16 protein-coding genes are annotated in these 16,778 nt (G+C 35.1%); 3 read left to right on the forward strand and 13 right to left on the reverse strand.

All coding sequences use genetic code 11. The annotated features are described in order from the left end of the window. Nucleotides 1-2: 2 nt before the first annotated feature. The 10 genes from ACXY7N_RS01195 to ACXY7N_RS01240 all read right to left on the reverse strand — a co-directional run bounded on the left by ACXY7N_RS01195 (nucleotide 3) and on the right by ACXY7N_RS01240 (nucleotide 9,305). Nucleotides 3-665 (reverse strand): hypothetical protein, encoded by a 663-nt coding sequence (locus tag ACXY7N_RS01195; RefSeq protein ID WP_000101496.1) that lies wholly within the window; start codon nucleotides 663-665, stop codon nucleotides 3-5. 188 nt (nucleotides 666-853) lie between these two features. After that, nucleotides 854-1,069 carry a YozE family protein gene (locus ACXY7N_RS01200; protein ID WP_000750725.1) on the reverse strand — a complete coding sequence of 72 codons (216 nt, stop codon included), beginning with the start codon at nucleotides 1,067-1,069 and terminating at the stop codon, nucleotides 854-856. Nucleotides 1,070-1,141: 72 nt separating this feature from the next. Then, a complete protein-coding gene (locus tag ACXY7N_RS01205) occupies nucleotides 1,142-1,414 on the reverse strand; it encodes a YokU family protein (protein WP_002119088.1) in 273 nt (90 codons plus the stop codon). Next, nucleotides 1,411-2,832 carry a lysine 2,3-aminomutase gene (gene kamA, locus ACXY7N_RS01210; RefSeq protein ID WP_016088014.1) on the reverse strand — a complete coding sequence of 474 codons (1,422 nt, stop codon included), beginning with the start codon at nucleotides 2,830-2,832 and terminating at the stop codon, nucleotides 1,411-1,413. Before kamA ends, ACXY7N_RS01205 begins: the two co-directional genes overlap by 4 nt. Before the next feature lie 210 nt (nucleotides 2,833-3,042). Then, nucleotides 3,043-4,428, reverse strand: a complete 1,386-nt coding sequence (rocR, locus tag ACXY7N_RS01215; RefSeq protein WP_080117995.1) for an arginine utilization transcriptional regulator RocR — start codon at nucleotides 4,426-4,428, stop codon at nucleotides 3,043-3,045. 98 nt (nucleotides 4,429-4,526) lie between these two features. Then, nucleotides 4,527-5,372, reverse strand: coding sequence for a putative beta-lysine N-acetyltransferase (gene ablB, locus ACXY7N_RS01220; protein WP_488592236.1), 846 nt, complete (start codon nucleotides 5,370-5,372; stop codon nucleotides 4,527-4,529). Beyond that, a complete protein-coding gene (locus ACXY7N_RS01225) occupies nucleotides 5,369-6,637 on the reverse strand; it encodes a peptidase (protein ID WP_016134396.1) in 1,269 nt (422 codons plus the stop codon). Before ACXY7N_RS01225 ends, ablB begins: the two co-directional genes overlap by 4 nt. Nucleotides 6,638-6,652: 15 nt before the next feature. Next, nucleotides 6,653-7,315, reverse strand: coding sequence for a CoA transferase subunit B (locus ACXY7N_RS01230; protein ID WP_016088018.1), 663 nt, complete (start codon nucleotides 7,313-7,315; stop codon nucleotides 6,653-6,655). Beyond that, the gene (atoD, locus tag ACXY7N_RS01235) at nucleotides 7,300-7,998 is read right to left on the reverse strand and encodes an acetate CoA-transferase subunit alpha (protein WP_000208097.1); all 699 of its coding nucleotides are present in this window, start codon (nucleotides 7,996-7,998) and stop codon (nucleotides 7,300-7,302) included. Before atoD ends, ACXY7N_RS01230 begins: the two co-directional genes overlap by 16 nt. Beyond that, complete coding sequence (locus ACXY7N_RS01240) at nucleotides 7,995-9,305, reverse strand: aspartate aminotransferase family protein (protein ID WP_016088020.1); 1,311 nt, start codon at nucleotides 9,303-9,305, stop codon at nucleotides 7,995-7,997. The genes atoD and ACXY7N_RS01240 overlap by 4 nt, the downstream gene beginning before the upstream one ends. Nucleotides 9,306-10,306: 1,001 nt before the next feature. On the opposite strand from ACXY7N_RS01240, the gene ACXY7N_RS01245 reads away from it, so the two are divergent. After that, the gene (locus ACXY7N_RS01245) at nucleotides 10,307-11,056 is read left to right on the forward strand and encodes a DUF4397 domain-containing protein (RefSeq protein ID WP_016134394.1); all 750 of its coding nucleotides are present in this window, start codon (nucleotides 10,307-10,309) and stop codon (nucleotides 11,054-11,056) included. A 33-nt stretch (nucleotides 11,057-11,089) separates the two neighbouring features. Here ACXY7N_RS01245 and ACXY7N_RS01250 read toward each other — a convergent pair whose 3' ends face one another. Then, the gene (locus ACXY7N_RS01250; RefSeq protein WP_080117997.1) at nucleotides 11,090-12,223 is read right to left on the reverse strand and encodes a BA2291 family sporulation histidine kinase; all 1,134 of its coding nucleotides are present in this window, start codon (nucleotides 12,221-12,223) and stop codon (nucleotides 11,090-11,092) included. A gap of 232 nt (nucleotides 12,224-12,455) precedes the next feature. Here ACXY7N_RS01250 and ACXY7N_RS01255 point away from each other — a divergent pair, with 232 nt between their 5' ends. Further along, nucleotides 12,456-12,848 (forward strand): YueI family protein, encoded by a 393-nt coding sequence (locus ACXY7N_RS01255; protein ID WP_000247572.1) that lies wholly within the window; start codon nucleotides 12,456-12,458, stop codon nucleotides 12,846-12,848. A gap of 120 nt (nucleotides 12,849-12,968) precedes the next feature. Here ACXY7N_RS01255 and ACXY7N_RS01260 read toward each other — a convergent pair whose 3' ends face one another. Further along, nucleotides 12,969-14,393: an aldehyde dehydrogenase family protein gene (locus ACXY7N_RS01260; protein WP_016088024.1), complete on the reverse strand. Its 1,425-nt coding sequence runs from the start codon at nucleotides 14,391-14,393 to the stop codon at nucleotides 12,969-12,971. Nucleotides 14,394-14,525: 132 nt separating this feature from the next. After that, nucleotides 14,526-15,881, reverse strand: a complete 1,356-nt coding sequence (locus tag ACXY7N_RS01265; protein ID WP_016088025.1) for a hemolysin family protein — start codon at nucleotides 15,879-15,881, stop codon at nucleotides 14,526-14,528. 354 nt (nucleotides 15,882-16,235) lie between these two features. Here ACXY7N_RS01265 and racA point away from each other — a divergent pair, with 354 nt between their 5' ends. Next, complete coding sequence (gene racA, locus ACXY7N_RS01270; RefSeq protein ID WP_016088026.1) at nucleotides 16,236-16,778, forward strand: chromosome-anchoring protein RacA; 543 nt, start codon at nucleotides 16,236-16,238, stop codon at nucleotides 16,776-16,778.

Consider the following 16,778-nt stretch of genomic DNA (forward strand, 5'->3'; position numbering starts at 1 on the left):
AACTATTTTTTCTCTGTCAATTTAACTAAATAATTATGAACAACATCCATAACAATTTTGTACTCTTCATCTTTAAATGTATCGAATAACAATTGATAATCGTTATAAATATCAAGTAATCCATCAATGATTTCTTGACGATTTGTCTTAACACTCACTTTTTTTGAGTTATTAATTGACTTTAATTTTCCTAAATCTAATTTATTCATGCCAGCTTTATCTTGTTTCATTTTCTTCAAAATTGCATTTGCCGTCTGAGCATTGGCAAGTAACGTTAAATCTGATTCATCCGCTTCTAACCATTCACCATCCGTAATTCGTGACAATTCATATATTGTATCTTCCCATGCGTCATTTTTATATCTCCATACTTCTGTACGAAAACCAACAATTCGAAAAACATCTTTATCATAACCTGTTACTTGCACGAGATCACCAAATGTGAAATTATAGTTTAATTCAATCCACTCAGTTTCACCTTTTTTCATATCTTGCTCTGAAACGTGCTGCAATGTTTGCTCTACGTAAAATCCATCGTGATTATTGACTTCGTATACGTAAACTCCATCTAAAACCTTCATATTTGTGATTTTACCAACGGTTCCATATAGCGTAATCACGACTATGTCCCCTACGTTGTATTTAGGTTGCTTTTTTCTTGCCATCTATATCTCTCCTTTTTTTGACGTCGTGATTTTGATAACAGTATATGCAACCTACATAAAAACGCTTATCACAGAAGCGTATATTCATAAATTTTTTCAATAAAAAATATCACCACATGAAAATTTATTTACAACGTAAAAAAAGCTAGCAAATAGACTAGCTTCACGTCAAAAATTTCATATAGTTTTTATCTCTCTTGTATGTATAAATCCCAAGCTTCATCAAATATAGACATACTTTCTAGCATTCCACTTAACTCTAAGTATGAACTAATTTCATCATAATCTTCAGATTGCTTCGGAAAGCTTAAATCATCATACATTGCCTCTGCTAAATTCGATATTTCATTACTAAATAAAGCTGCACGATGCTTCATCATATAGTGGTAAAATGTCTTTTTCAAAAATATTCCCTACCTTTCTAACTTGGGTACATTATACAAGGCACAAAAGAAAAAAACCAGCATAAAAGCTGGTTAAAAGTCGAAATAATTTCTTTTTAATAGACGTGGTCTTCCCATTAATTCTTCATATGTTAGTTGTTTTGGCAAGTCTTTCGTATAAATTAGAAACAATTGATCTTCTATTTCTTTTACTGTGTGGTCTGATTGATAATCCATACCACATGAGGAACAAGTAATGCATGGTGTCTCTTGGATTTCAATGGCTTTTGTACCATCTGGTAATTCCCAATATACAGTATTCAAGCTTTCTTTCGCTTCTGTACTGTCACACCACATACAATTCATACTGCATCACCCTCAGTTTTTTTGTCGTTTTCTTCTAATTTAGCCATTTGTGCTTGATATTTTTTATCTTTTAATTGGTCGCGCTTATCACGTTTATCTTTTAGTGATGCATGAGTGTCATTATCTTCATAGTCTTTACGACGGCTCATACGCTGTAAATCGTCTGGAACAAGGTTAAATTTCTTATCACTCATAAGACCTGCGATACCAACATCTGAACGTTTTTCTTCGTAGTTTGGATAGATTTCTTTAAAGTACCCTTCTGCTCTTCCTGGAATATAGCTCTCTGGCTCTGGATACGTTGTAATAACACCTTCAAAGTTACGAAGCACAACTTTATCTGCACTTTGTGAGATTAAATAGTTTGGCTGAAGCGCAATTTTGCCGCCTCCTCCTGGTGCATCTACAACGAATGTTGGAACCGCATAACCAGATGTATGACCGCGTAAACCTTCAATAATTTCAAGACCTTTAGATACTGGTGCACGGAAATGACCAATACCTTCAGATAAGTCACATTGATAAATGTAGTATGGACGTACACGGATTTTTACTAAGTCATGCATAAGTTTTTTCATAATCGGAACGCTGTCATTAATACCAGCTAAAATTACTGCTTGGTTTCCGATTGGAACACCAGCATTCGCTAGCATTTCACATGCTAGTTTCGATTCTTCTGTAATCTCAATAGAAGTGTTAAAGTGTGTATTCAACCATACTGGATGGTATTTTTTAATAATGTTACATAAGTTTTCTGTAATACGCTGCGGGAATACTACCGGTGCTCTCGTTCCGATACGAATAATCTCAACATGCGGAATCTCTCGTAAATTTTTTAATACATATTCTAAAATTTTATCGTTAATTAGAAGACCGTCACCACCAGAAATTAACACATCTCGTACTTGCGGTGTATCACGAATGTAACCAATTGCATCATCTAATTGTTTCTTTGGCACACCCATTCCAATTTGTCCACTAAAACGACGGCGTGTACAATAACGACAATACATAGAACATTGATTCGTTACTAAGAATAATACGCGGTCAGGATAACGATGTGTTAGCCCTGGAACTGGTGAATCTTCATCTTCATGAAGCGGATCTTCTAAATCATATTTTGTTTTATATAACTCTTCCGAGATCGGTACAGATTGCATCCGAATCGGACAGCGTGGGTCATCAGGATTCATTAGCCAAGCATAGTACGGTGTAATGTTTAACGGGATCGTTTTTGTTGAAATTTTAACGCCTTCTTCTTCTTCAGGTGTTAAATTAATCACTTTCTTTAAATCATCTAACGTTTTGATCGTATTCGTTAATTGCCAAACCCAATCATTCCATTGCTCTTCAGTAACATCCTTCCACAACTCGATATCCTTCCAGTGACGATTTGGTTTGTATACATCATGTAACATTGCTATTCCCCCTTTTTATACGCTCATCCTTTATATAAGCAATAGTTATGCCAACTTTACTTTTTTGATAAGTAAATGTACGGAGAACCCTATTATATAAGCGAAAAAATATTTTTAAGCACTTTATGAAATCCATACATACTATCATATTCATTACTTTTTATATATGTAAACGCTCTTTTATTGGTGCAAACACACAAAAACCGCCAATTATTCGGCGGTTTTGTCGTACTTACTCAGTTTATATTGAAGCGTTTGACGAGGGATACCTAACATTTTTGCAGCTTGTAATATATTCCCTTCCGTTTCAATTAACGCTTGATCTATTAATTCCTTTTCCGTTTGATGAAGTGCTTCTCTAAGTGGCAATATGCTCTTCTTCTTTGGAAGATTCTCTTTCCGAAATGTACGCGGTAAACAATTGGCTGTTAATGTATCCCCTTCTGCAATAATGACAGCATGTTCAATCGTATGTTTTAGCTCCCGAACATTTCCAGGCCATTGGTAAGCTTGTAGTCTTTCTTTCGCTTCCTGATCCATTTGAAGTACACCTTTTTTATAACTTTTATTATATTCTTTCAAAAAATAAGACGCTAATAATAGTACATCTTCAGTTCTTTCACGTAGCGGCGGAATATATAATGAAAAGACATTTAATCGATAATATAAATCAGTGCGAATTTTATTCTCTCTTAAACATATTTCTGGTGGCTGATTCATTGCGGTAATAACGCGAACGTCTACTTTTCTCGTCTTATTATCACCAATTCGACGAATAACACCATCCTCTAATACACGTAGCATTTTCGCTTGTAAATCGAGAGGCATTGAATTCAGTTCATCTAAAAACAATGTCCCACCATCTACAAGTTCAAATAATCCCGCTCGTTCAATTGCCCCAGTATAGCTACCTTTCGTCGTTCCGAACAATAAACTTTCTAATAGCGACTCTGGTAAAGCTGCGCAGTTTTGCGCAATAAATGGCTTATTCTTCCGTTTAGAAGCTTCATGAATCGCTTGTACAAATAACTCTTTCCCTGTTCCAGTTTCCCCATATATTAAAACATTTGCATCCGTTGGCGCTACTTTTTGTGCTAATTCTTTCGTCTGTTTAAACCGAGCATCATTCGTCACTATCGTCTCAAATGCAACATGTTTTTTGATTGCTTTTTTTCTAGATGATCGCTTTATTTTTGACTGCAAATCTACAATTGTATCTGTGAGTTTTTGAACTGTGGAATAATCCTTTGCAATTTCAACAGCACCAGCAATATTCCCATCTATAATAATAGGTAATGTCGTATTTACTGTACAAATGTCTTCCCCATTTAAATTTTGATAATGCTGAACTTGATGAACGATTGGTTTTTTTGTATCTAACACTTTCATTAACGTACTTGTTTCCCTAGATAAAGAAGGAAACGCTTCTAACAAATGTTTACCTAACACTTTTTCAATTTTTGATCCATCGTGTTTTGCAGCTACAGTATTATAGAAAATTGTAATACCATTTTCATCTACTGCGTGTATAGCCTCATCAATACTGCCCAAAATCGCTTCAATGACTTCTTGTGTCGAAACTGCTAGCAATGTCATCCCCCCTCTTGCCGAAAATCCAGCAATAACATGCCGGATTTTCAGCATACCTATGTGCGATTATAAGCATGACGATTCTGTTCTATTTTTATACCGTTCTATTTAGACAAATCTTTTGCCCATATATTCATATCTTCCAACTTATCAAAAATGTAGCAATTGTTCGCCAACCTTCCTGTATACGTATAACCTAACTGATGAAAGGCCGCATTCATTCCGAAAGAAAGCGATCGAGCAATTGTATAGGAGCAAAAAATGGATTTTTCTTGAAGTTCTTCTTCTAACTTGATGAGTAAACTTTTCATAAACCCATGTTTACGATATTCGGGTAAAGTAGCACAATTCGTTAATTCTGCATTTCCTTCCTTAATATTCATTTCTGCAGACGCTGTACTAATTATTTTCCCTTCAAATTCATATACGTAGTAAATGGTATCGTCTTCTTTCATCGTTTGTAATACATAACTCGCCTCATTTAAAGGAGTCGGATACACTTCAAATACTTTTCCAAAGACAGCTGCTAATTCGTACGCATCCTCTTCTGTCGCTTTTCTTAATAGAAATTTCTCTGGGACTATTTTTTCCTTTACTTCTTTTGCTCTTACACCGCTAAAAATGGTATCTTCCTCAGCCCAATGAATACTGTTTCGTCTTTCATCATTATTAAATTTTACGAAGAAGTATGCATCATGGCCTTGAAAATAATGTGGTATTGTTGCTTCTAATAAAAAACCGAAAGAGAGCCATGTTGAAACATGCTCTCCCTTTCCTTTAATAATACATTTAGTGAAAGAATGTTTCTCTGCTAATTCGTCAATTGTTTGGATAATCCTCTCAATATTTCCTGTGTAGTGGTCTACTCGAATACGTTTATTAAAATAGTCCAAAACGCCTTCTATTGTATAACCATTCGTCTGTTCTCTAAAAGATTCATAGTATTTCATTTTTTCACCTCACACCAATCTAGTAATGTACATGCAATAATTTTTGCGGCAGCTATCATTTTATCAACTTCTATATATTCATTTGGATAATGTGCTACTTTCGTCTCTCCTGGACCAAATACTATCGTTGGTACATTGGCGATTTGTGTAAATAAACCTCCATCAGTCCCCCACGGAGATGCTTCAATAATTGGTTTGTTCCCTTCGATTTCAACAAAGTTATGCTCGAGTGTTGTAATTAACTCATGATTTTCTTCTAGTTCTCCAGGAACCCATCTCGCTCCAAACCATTCTACTTCTACGGGATTTTCAACAAACCAATTGTCCACATCATTTAATTCAGCGATCCAATTCTCGAACTCTTCTTTTGCTGCCTCTATAGTCTCATTCGGCGCAATACCACATCTTCCTTCTAAAATTAATGAATCAGGAACAGAACTTGGCCAGCTCCCACCTTCAATTTTCCCAATATTAATTGGAATCGGAATCGGGATTTCTTTAAATAACGGGTCTGTAATTCGGTCATTTCTCTTCTCTTCCAATTTTCTCAAATGCTCTACAACAAACATGCTTTTTTCAATTGCACTTACTCCTTCATAACGTGTTCCACCGTGTGCTGCTTTCCCTTTCACATGTAGACGAAACCACATGGACCCTTGTTGTTTCGGGAAAAACTTCATATTTGTTGGTTCTGGAATAATGACACCATCTGCTTTATATCCTCGTAATATAGTCGCTAATGTTCCTGCCCCGCCGCTTTCTTCTTCAATTACACTTTGAAAATAGATATCTCCATTTAATTCAATACCAGATTCAATAATGGCTTCCATCGCAAGCATAAGTGCAACATTGCCACCTTTCATATCCGTTGTTCCACGACCATATATACGATTCCCTATCTTCTCACCACTATAAGGATGATGGTCCCACTGATTCACATCTCCTTCTGGTACAACATCAATATGCCCATTTAATATCATAGATTTTCCATCGCCGCTTCCTTTAAGGGTTGCCACAATATTCGGGCTATCTGAAAAACTTGTACGCGGTGATACAAAATAAGGATGATCTTTCATTTTAGAAAATGAAGGTTCCCAAATATCAAGATCTAAACCTAACTCACGTAATTTTTCAATCACAATTGCCTGCGCACCACTCTCATCACCAGATACGCTCTTTTCTTGAATTAATCGCTTTAAAAATTTTACGCTTTCCTCTTCATGACTCTCAATATAATCACAAACTTGTTTTTTTAATTGCTCCATATATTACATCTCCCCTCATTCAATTACTAGTAAGTTAGAGCCAATTTTAAAATCAGCTTCTGTATGTTGTTTTATATCTTCCACTGTGTATGGACTCATCAACTCTTGTAAAATGAGTCCACCCTGCGTCACTTCCATAACTGCCATATCGGTAATAATTAAATCTACACATCTCTTTGAAGTTAATGGTAATGTACACTCCGAAACAATTTTTGCATTTCCATATTTATCGACATGATTCATCACAACAACGACCCGCTTCGCTTTTTGTGCCAAATCCATTGCTCCCCCAATACCTGGAACGCGTTTTCCTGGAACAATCCAGTTTGCTAAATCACCATTCTCACTTACTTGTAATGAACCAAGAATCGTTATATCTAGTAAACCTTTTCGAATCATCCCAAACGCCATGCAACTATCAAAATAACTCGCTCCTGTAATAAGAGAAGTCGGTAAACCTGCTGCGTTACATAAGTTTTCGTCTTCATTCCCTTTACTTGGCGTTGGTCCCATACCTACAATTCCATTTTCCGCATGAAACATAACGTTTATATCGTCAGGCAAATGATTTGGTACAAGCGATGGTATACCAATACCTAAATTTACAATCATGCCATTTTGTATTTCTTTCGCCGCACGTCTAGCAATTTTATCTCTCACTTCTACGCCCATACCCATTTCCAATTCACTCCTTCCGACGGTACGATATAATTTACAAATACTCCTGGGACAACAATTTCTTCTGGATCTAAACTTCCAAGCGGAACGATTTCTTCTGCTTCTACAATCGTTATATCCCCGGCCATAGCAACGTGAGGATTCATGTTACGAGCACTCTTATCAAACACAAGGTTACCGAACGGATCCGCTTTCTTCGCATATACAATCGCAACCTCAGCCGTTAATGCTGTTTCAACTAAATATGTCTTACCATTCATTTCAACTGTACGTTTTCCCTCTTCTACAATCGTATCAACACCAACATCAACTAATACGCCACCAAGTCCTACACCACCAGCACGAATACGCTCTGCTAATGTTCCTTGGGGAGAAAACTCGATTTGTAACCTTCCTTCGTTTAGTTGTCTTCCTGCATTTGGATTTGAACCAATATGAGAAGTAATTAATGATTTTACTCTTTCATTCGTAACGAGACGACCGATTCCTACATCAGGAAATCCAGTGTCATTTCCTATTAAATTTAAATTTGTAACTCCTTTTTCTAATATCGCCTGTATTAAAGATGGAGGGGATCCAATCCCCCCAAACCCTCCAAACATTAATGTCATATCATCGTGGAACAAAGAAATTACTTCCTCTATCTCTTTTAATTTATCGAATGTATTCGTAATAGTTGTCATGCGATACTATGCCCTCCTTTTTGCATCATTTCTTCTACACTTTTTGCAAAAATTGAAAGTAATTCATCTAACTCGGAATATGTAGTTGTCATTGGCGGTGCCACAAGCAGTGCACTATCTTCTTTTCCTGCTTGCCCTGAAACAGCTTGGTATAAAAGAAGACCATTTTTAGCTGCAACCGAAATAAGTTCTGACGCCTTTGTAAACGGTTGCAACTCTACTCCGATCAGCAACCCTTTTCCGCGCACATCAGCAATGATTGTCGATTGTTGCTGAACTTTCTGTAATCCTTTTATTAAATACTCTCCCTTTTCTGCTGTTTTTTCAGGTAGATTATGTTTCTCCATATATTCAATAACAGCTAGAGCTGTTGCTGCAGATAATGGATTTGCACTTAACGTATGCCCACTCATAACAGAACGTGATCCGCGTAAAATCGGTTCCATAACACGGTCACTTACAATCGTCGCTGCCATCGGTGTATACCCAGCCCCTAAACCTTTACCAAGGGTCATAATATCCGGTTCTACACCCCAATGCTCCATCGCAAACCATGCGCCAGTACGACCAAGCCCAGTCATTACTTCATCAGCAATAAATAAAATATCGTAATGACTACAAATATCTTTAATGACTTTATAATATTCTTTCGGCGGAACGACTGCGCCTCCAGCTGCTCCAATAATCGGTTCAGCGATAAAAGCTGCAATATGTTCTGCACCAATTCTTTCAATTGATCTTTCTAGTTCAGTCGCACAAGCAAGCTGACAAGTTGGATATACCTTTTGCACCGGACATCTAAAACAATATGGAGCTGGAATAGTTGGATAATCTTCTAAAATTGACACGAAACGTTGTCTGCGCAGTGGATGCCCAGACATTGATAAGGCTCCCATCGTAATACCGTGATAACTCATCCATCGTGACATAATTTTATGCTTCCCTTGAATACCTCGCTCTTGAAAATGCTGAATTGCAATTTTCATAGCTGTTTCATTTGCTTCCGTACCACTATTCACAAAAAAGCTCCAGTTCAAATCTCCTACACTTAAATCACTTAATTTCTTCGCTAATTTTTCAGCTGGTTCACTCGTAAACTGTGATCTATAAACGAAAGCAATCTCCTCTGCTTGCTTTCTTATAACATCTGCAATCTCCTTTACGCCATGCCCAATACCTGCCGTAATTGCTCCTGACGAGCCATCAAAATATTTATTTCCGTTTTGATCATACAAATACACACCTTTTCCATGTGAAATCATTGGATACGGCTGACCAACAAGTGGTTTAATTAAGTAATCGCGCATAGCGCTCCCCCATTTCTCCAATTTGTATATATATATGAAGAAAATTGACGTTTCTTTCATAAAAAAGAACCCTCTGCGAAAGCAGTGAATTTATCAAAAAACTATTATAAAATATACAAATGAGTGCTAAATATAGTTTTGAAAACAGAAAATTCAGAACTTAAAACGAAGTCCAACCCTTATCTATACGCTCAAATAACCCTCCTTTATATAAAATAAACGCTTCACTAAATATTTTCCTAACATAATGCCAGCTTCCCTCAAATGCCGACATTGTGTAAACTTCGACGAAACTCCCTTTAAACTCCTTCCTATTATCTTACTTTACATTGCATATTTTCAAACAAATTTCGACAAGCGATTTTACTAAATGGATAACAATTATTTTTATAAACAAAAACATCTAACATATAGTTCCCTCCATTTCATGCAATAAAAAAAGAACCGATTAACCACATTAATCAGTTCGGCACGACGCTCTTTTATCGGTAAATACCGTCACTTGCTAACGTAAATAGTAAAAATAATATTACAAATGCAAAATTCATCCTACAGCCTATAGCACAAAATCGTCCATAACTTCATTCATAATTCCTTTCGGGATATCCCCATCCCAAGATTTCATTCCTTTCCTCATATTCAAACTACCTTTCCTTTATAATTTATGTAGGACAATTATCACTTTGTATGTGTATTTGCCCATAATTTAAAAAATCCCTAGTTTCCTAAGGATTTTGGGACATGTTTTCGATATGTCAATTGATGCGCTCTTAAGGTTTTTTATTTCAAAATACACATTGCCGATACATCATCACCCAATATAGTTGATATATTGCTGTGTCCTCTAGAAATTTATAACTCTCATTCACCTAAACTATACTTATCCATAAGCAATATTTTTTATTGATTTTCAACTTTTCTCCTTTAGAAAAACAATTTTTTGCGCATAACCTCTTTCTTGCTAAGCATATAGTTTTAATGATGACAAAGGAGGAATGTTCATGTCTCAATCTGAAATCGAAAAATATGGACAAGAAGCTGCACGTTACGAACAGCTCGCTCGTTACTATCAATTTAATAATCCAAAAAAATATGTAGACCTATATATGAAATATTACGATGCGCTTACGAAACTAGTACAGGCATATGAAAAAAGAGATTCACAAGAAGCTGCTTTACCGTCACACATAAGGTTTTTTCACTCTGCTTCAAATACACCTGCGGTTGACATTTTAGTAAACGGACAAAAGGTTATTAAAAATATTTCATTTAAACAATTCAGTCCCTATTTAACATTAGTACAAGGTAAATATCGTATAGATATCGTTCCTGTCGGAAAGGAAACTCCTATCTTTTCAGCTTTAGTACCGATAATGGGAAATCACACTTATACTTTTGCCGCAATAAATAGTGATAATCATCTACAATTACAACCTATGCTTGATAATACACATTTACCAGCTGGTCAAGCAAAAATACGCTTTGCACATTTTTCTCCAGATACCCCTGTTGTAAATGTAGATTTAAAAGGTGGAGATCATTTATTTGAAAATGTACTCTTTAAACAAATAACAGATTTTTTAGAAGTTAGCCCTGGTACTGCAGATATTGAGGTTTCACTTGCAGATAATCCAAGCATTTTGTTAACTATACCGAATTTCAAAGTCGAACCGAACATTATTTATACCATTACCATAGTAGGTTATTCGACTAAAGATCCTAAATTAGAAACCGTTATACTTACAAATTAAAACAGTCTACACCATTCATTTGGTGTAGACTGTTTATTTTTGAAATTCAATTTGAAATTCTGTCCACTCGTTATCTGAACGGCACATGATGGACCCATTATGTTTTTCTACAATTTGTTTACATACAAATAACCCAATACCAGTTCCTAACTTTTTAGTAGTTACAAATGGTTCAAAAATTGTTTCTACATTTTCAGCTGGAATCATTGGCCCATTATTTTTTATCACAATTCGGATCGATTGATCTTCTTCAAATACATCAATGACAATTTTTCGTTCTTCTTTCATTGATTCAAGAGCGTCAATTGAGTTCATTAATATATTTAAAACTACTTGTCTCACTTCACTCCGATAACCAACAAGCGGAATTGGATACGGCAAATTCTTTTCAATCGAAACATTTGCATTGACCAAACTCGGATATAAGAACTGTATAATATCTTGAAACAAGTCATTAAGCCAAAATCGTTCTGATTCATTCCACATTTCTTTTTTCGATACGAGTAAAAATTGCGAAATACGAAAATTTAATTGGTCTAATTCATGCGAAATAATATCTAAATACGATAAACTAGGATGATCTGCCTTTAATAATTTGACAAATCCCATAATGGAAGTAAGTGGGTTACGAAATTCATGTACAAAACTAGCTGACATTTGCCCTAAAATCGTCAGCCTTTCTTTATGTGTTTCGTTAATATATTGCTGTTTTTCCTCTAAATTTTTTGATATAATTTCCGAGTATTTTAAAACAGTATAATAAATTAATTTGTCAAAACAAGTATGTATTTGAGCCATAATTGGTTTCAATTCACGTGCGCTAACATCTAATTCACACATCGCTTCGAAAAGCTCATTTCTTCCCACATTTGCATTATAAACAAAATCACCAATATTCGCATCTGCTCCTGCACGTTCAATAGCAATTTTCTCGCATAATGGCTGAAGATAATCTATATCTTTTTCTTCCATAGTAAGTTCGATAATTAACTCTAATAAATCCTCTCCATTTTGAACTGCTTCTAGTTTAAATGGATCTTTATCGGAAATTATCATTTTGTTTTTCCAGTTCTCAACGAATTGGTGCCTGTTGTTTTTCAAGTGCGAGCAAAATACTTCTTTAATATCCTTATCGATTGGAAAAACCCCCATTCCCTCCATTTCCATGCGACGAACACCCTTTATATTTTGAATATTAACACAAAAAACGCGATTCGTTAATAGATTATTGTCACATTTTGTTAATATGTGTTGATAAAATTTTTATGACTTTATTATTTGTTTAGATTGATACTTACCATTTTCCTTCCTTTCATTCAAAGTTTTTTACATTTGATGAGACTTTTTTTGCATCCTGCTTCATTCTTTCGTACAATAGAAAATGAAAGGTGTGAAAAATATGGTAAATAAAAATGTGGAAGATTATCTCCAAGAAGGCATTTACGGCCAAAAGCAGAACAAACCAGAAGAACGTAATATGTATTTAACTACATTACGTGAGCGTGTAGAAATCGCTTTAACTATCGGTCAAGTAATGCAAAGTAATGTATATTCTGAAGTAGCTAGTAGCATGCGCTCTTCTCAATCATTACAAATATTCCTAAATGGTGGCATTGCTTACCCACATTTATCAAAATACATTAAATTAGCGAATGAAAAAAATGTTCCTTTCACAATTGTTCAAAATAAAGGTACAGAAACACCAATCGGTTTAGTATTATCTCATAGCACTGCTGTTGACAAAGAACAAATTTATGTAGAAGATGCTATTTTCAAACAAGAAATGAAGTAAAAGGTACACTTGATTAAATGAAATCGTTCTGAGAAACGTAAAACAATCAATAAAAAACGAGTATGGAATCGTAAACATTTCCTACTCGTTTTTTATTACAATGTTTAAGTTCTTTATACTTTATTTTTTAATACATACTAATTTCATTTCTGTCATTTCTTCTATTGCATATTTAATACCTTCACGTCCCGTTCCACTTTCTTTCACACCACCATAAGGCATATGATCTACCCTGAACGTTGGAATATCATTTATCATGACACCACCAACTTCTAACTCATCAATCGCACGCATTGCTTTGAACAAATTATTTGTAAATACTCCTGCTTGTAGACCGTAACGCGAATGATTTACTTTCTCTATTGCTTCATCAAATTCTTTAAATGTATTTACAGTCATGAGTGGACCAAATACTTCTTGGCACTGAACAGATACATGCTCTGGAACATTTGTTAATACAGTTGGTTCAAAAATCCTTGCATCACGTTTCTTACCACCGTATAAAACAGCTGCACCTTCCTTAATAGCTTCTTGCACCCACATTTCAATTCGCTCTACATCTTTTTTCGAAATTAAAGCCGATACATCCGTTTCTTCAAACAGTGGATCCCCAACAACAACTGTTTCCATCGCTTTCTTTAGCTTTGAAAGAAATTCATCCATTCTCTTTTCATGTACAAAAACACGCTGCACCGAAATGCAAACTTGTCCATTATTAACAAATGCTCCCCATTTTACACGCTCAATTATTTCATCTGTTAATTCTACATCTTCATCAATAATAACAGCAGCATTTGACCCTAGTTCTAACGTAACTCGCTTTAACCCAGCCTTTGCCTTAATTCCAATTCCAACTTTCGGACTTCCCGTAAAAGTAATGGAAGCAACATCATCATTTGTAACTATCGCCTCACCTACAGTTGAACCAGGACCAGAAATAATATTTAGAGCTCCTTTTGGTAATCCTGCCTCTTCAAACAATTCAACTAATGCATAAGACGATAATGGCGTTTGATCAGCTGGTTTTAACACAACTGTATTTCCGGCAGCAATTGCAGGGCCGACTTTATGTGCCACTAAATTTAATGGGAAATTAAATGGTGTAATTGCTCCTATAACCCCAATCGGTTTTCGTATTGTATACGCAATACGCCCATCTGCACCAGGTGCTGCATCGAGCGGTAGTGTCTCGCCGTATATACGCTTCGCTTCTTCCGCTGCAAATTTGTATGTCTGAACGGTACGATCTACTTCTCCCCTTGCAGCACGAATTGGTTTTGCAGCTTCTCTTGCAATAAGCTCTGCAAATTCTTCTCTTCTTTCATCCATTTTTTGTGCAACCTTCTCTAAAATAGTCGCACGATCATATGCAGATAATGTATTCATTTTTTTCATTGCATTTTTTGCAGCAGTAACAGCCTCTTGTACATCTGCTTCCGTTCCTTGTGCAATTTCCGCTAACGTTTCTTCAGAATATGGTGCGTATAATGGTTTATACGTATTTACAGACTTCCAATCTCCATTTATATATAAATGCTTTTTCATAATTCTTCTCCTTCCAAATATATGTATACAACAATACTTAACCTAGTGAAAGGTCCGACTTATGTCATTGTATCATAGCCCTTATGCTGCCAAAAACATTATGCTCAAAAAAACTCTGCCATCTAGCAGAGTCTATGAACTAATTTGTTCTTGTAATGAAATTTGTTTTTCGTCTTCTAATATAACAATTGATTCTACAGTTTTTGTAACTTCTAATCTCTTAATATAGTGTCCATCTAATTCTTTCACACAAAACGTATAATTTTCAATTTCAATGAAATCCTCTTCAGCAATTTCTATATTCTTCGTTAAAATCCAACCACCGATTGTATCCACACCATTATCATCAATCGTTAAACCTAATAACGTATTCACTTCACTAACAAGCACTTTTCCCTCTAGTATTGTTTTCGTTTCACTCACTTGTTGAATTTCTGGTTGTTCATCTGTATCAAACTCATCTTGAATATCTCCAACTATTTCTTCTAAAATGTCTTCAACAGTAACAAGTCCAGACGTACCACCATATTCATCAATCAATATAGCAATATGTGTTCTTTCTTTTTGCATTTTTAAAAATAAGTCGTGTATTGGGATAGAGTCGATAACTAAAATGATCGGCCTAATATATTGCTCTACTTTCTTGTTGCTAACCGCCTTATGCTGCACAAAATCTGTGAAAATATCCTTAAAGTTTACAAACCCTATTACGTGATCTTTGTCACCATCAACAACTGGATATCTCGTATATTTTTCTCGAGACATTTTTTGCAAAGCCTCTTCAGCAGGCATTTCTTTATTTATAATATGCATCTCAGTTCGGGGTACCATTATTTCTTTTGCTATACGATCATCAAATTCAAAGATTTTGTTTACATATTTATATTCAGACTGATTAATCTCTCCATTTTTGTAACTTTCAGAAACCAATAGCCGTAATTCTTCTTCTGAATGAACCTCATCGTGCCCTTTCGGTGGTTTCAGCCCTAGCAACTTCGTAATAATTCGGGCTGATCCATTTAGGATCCAAATAAATGGAAACGCCATACGATAAAAGAAAATTAACGGTTTAGCAACAAATAAACTCACTTGTTCAGCTTTTTGAATCGCGAATGTTTTTGGGGCCAATTCCCCTATTACAACATGTAAAAATGTAATAAACAAAAACACTAAAATTACAGCAAAAATATCTGCTAGTCGAGTAGAAATGTTCAAATTTACAAAAAGCGTGTCAAACATTTGCTTTAACGCAGGTTTACCAAACCACCCAATCCCCAGAGCTGTAACTGTTATTCCTAGCTGACAAGCAGATAAATATTCGTCTAAGTTTGTAATGACTGTTTTGACAGATGTTGCGCGATTATTTCCTTCCGCAATTAAATAGTCAATTCGTGAACTTCGCACTTTAACAATTGCAAATTCTGCTGCAACGAAAAATGCCGTCAAGGCAATTAAAACAATCACTATACTTATACTATATATGTCCAAATACTTTTCCTTACTTACATTGTAAGCAAGGAAGCCACCTCCTACTTAATTTTATTCAAGTGAAGTAAGCATTCTAATACTCTAACAAAATTCTACATTAGCAACCACCTTTTTATATATTATATGCATACATAAAAAAGATATTTATCATTATGATAATCTAATTCATTTCCTTCAGTCAAATAATTCTAAATCTTAAGATAAAACATTTTTATATACACGATATATTCTTCATAGCTTCATTTCGTGAAAAAACACTTTCTTTGCCGATTCCACACTTCTTTTGTCACACTAGAAGGGAACTTACTTCATAGATCGAAATCATTCAACAGGATATATATAGGAGGGATTATTTTGGAATATAAAACACCATTTATCGCAAAAAAATTAGGTGTTAGCCCAAAGGCTGTTGTCCGGATTGCACAACAATTAAATCTTACGATAGAAAAAAATAAATATGGTCACTTTATTTTTACACAAGATAATTTAGACCAAATGTTAGAATACCATCTTTCACAAATAGAGCAGTCTCAAAATTCTCACCCTACTCAAAAAACATCATCAAACGATGTTGAAGAATTAAAAACTCAAGTAAATACAATTGTTCAAAACATATCATCGCATGATTTTGAGCAATTAGTCGCTCAATTAAACACAATTACGAGAAGGTTAGATCGAATGGAAGAACAAATGCAAGACAAGGCAAATGATGTAGTTACGTACCAACTTTTACAACATCGCCGTGAAATGGAGGAAATGTTAGAGCGAATTCAAAAGCTAGAAGCTGATCTCAAGAAAGAAGAACCACTATATATTACTCCCGATACAAAACCAACATATGAACGTGAAAAGAAACCGAAGCGCCGCAAAATGATTTTTAGTATATTTGGATTATAA

This window comes from Bacillus sp. 5w2 (genome assembly GCF_054353775.1).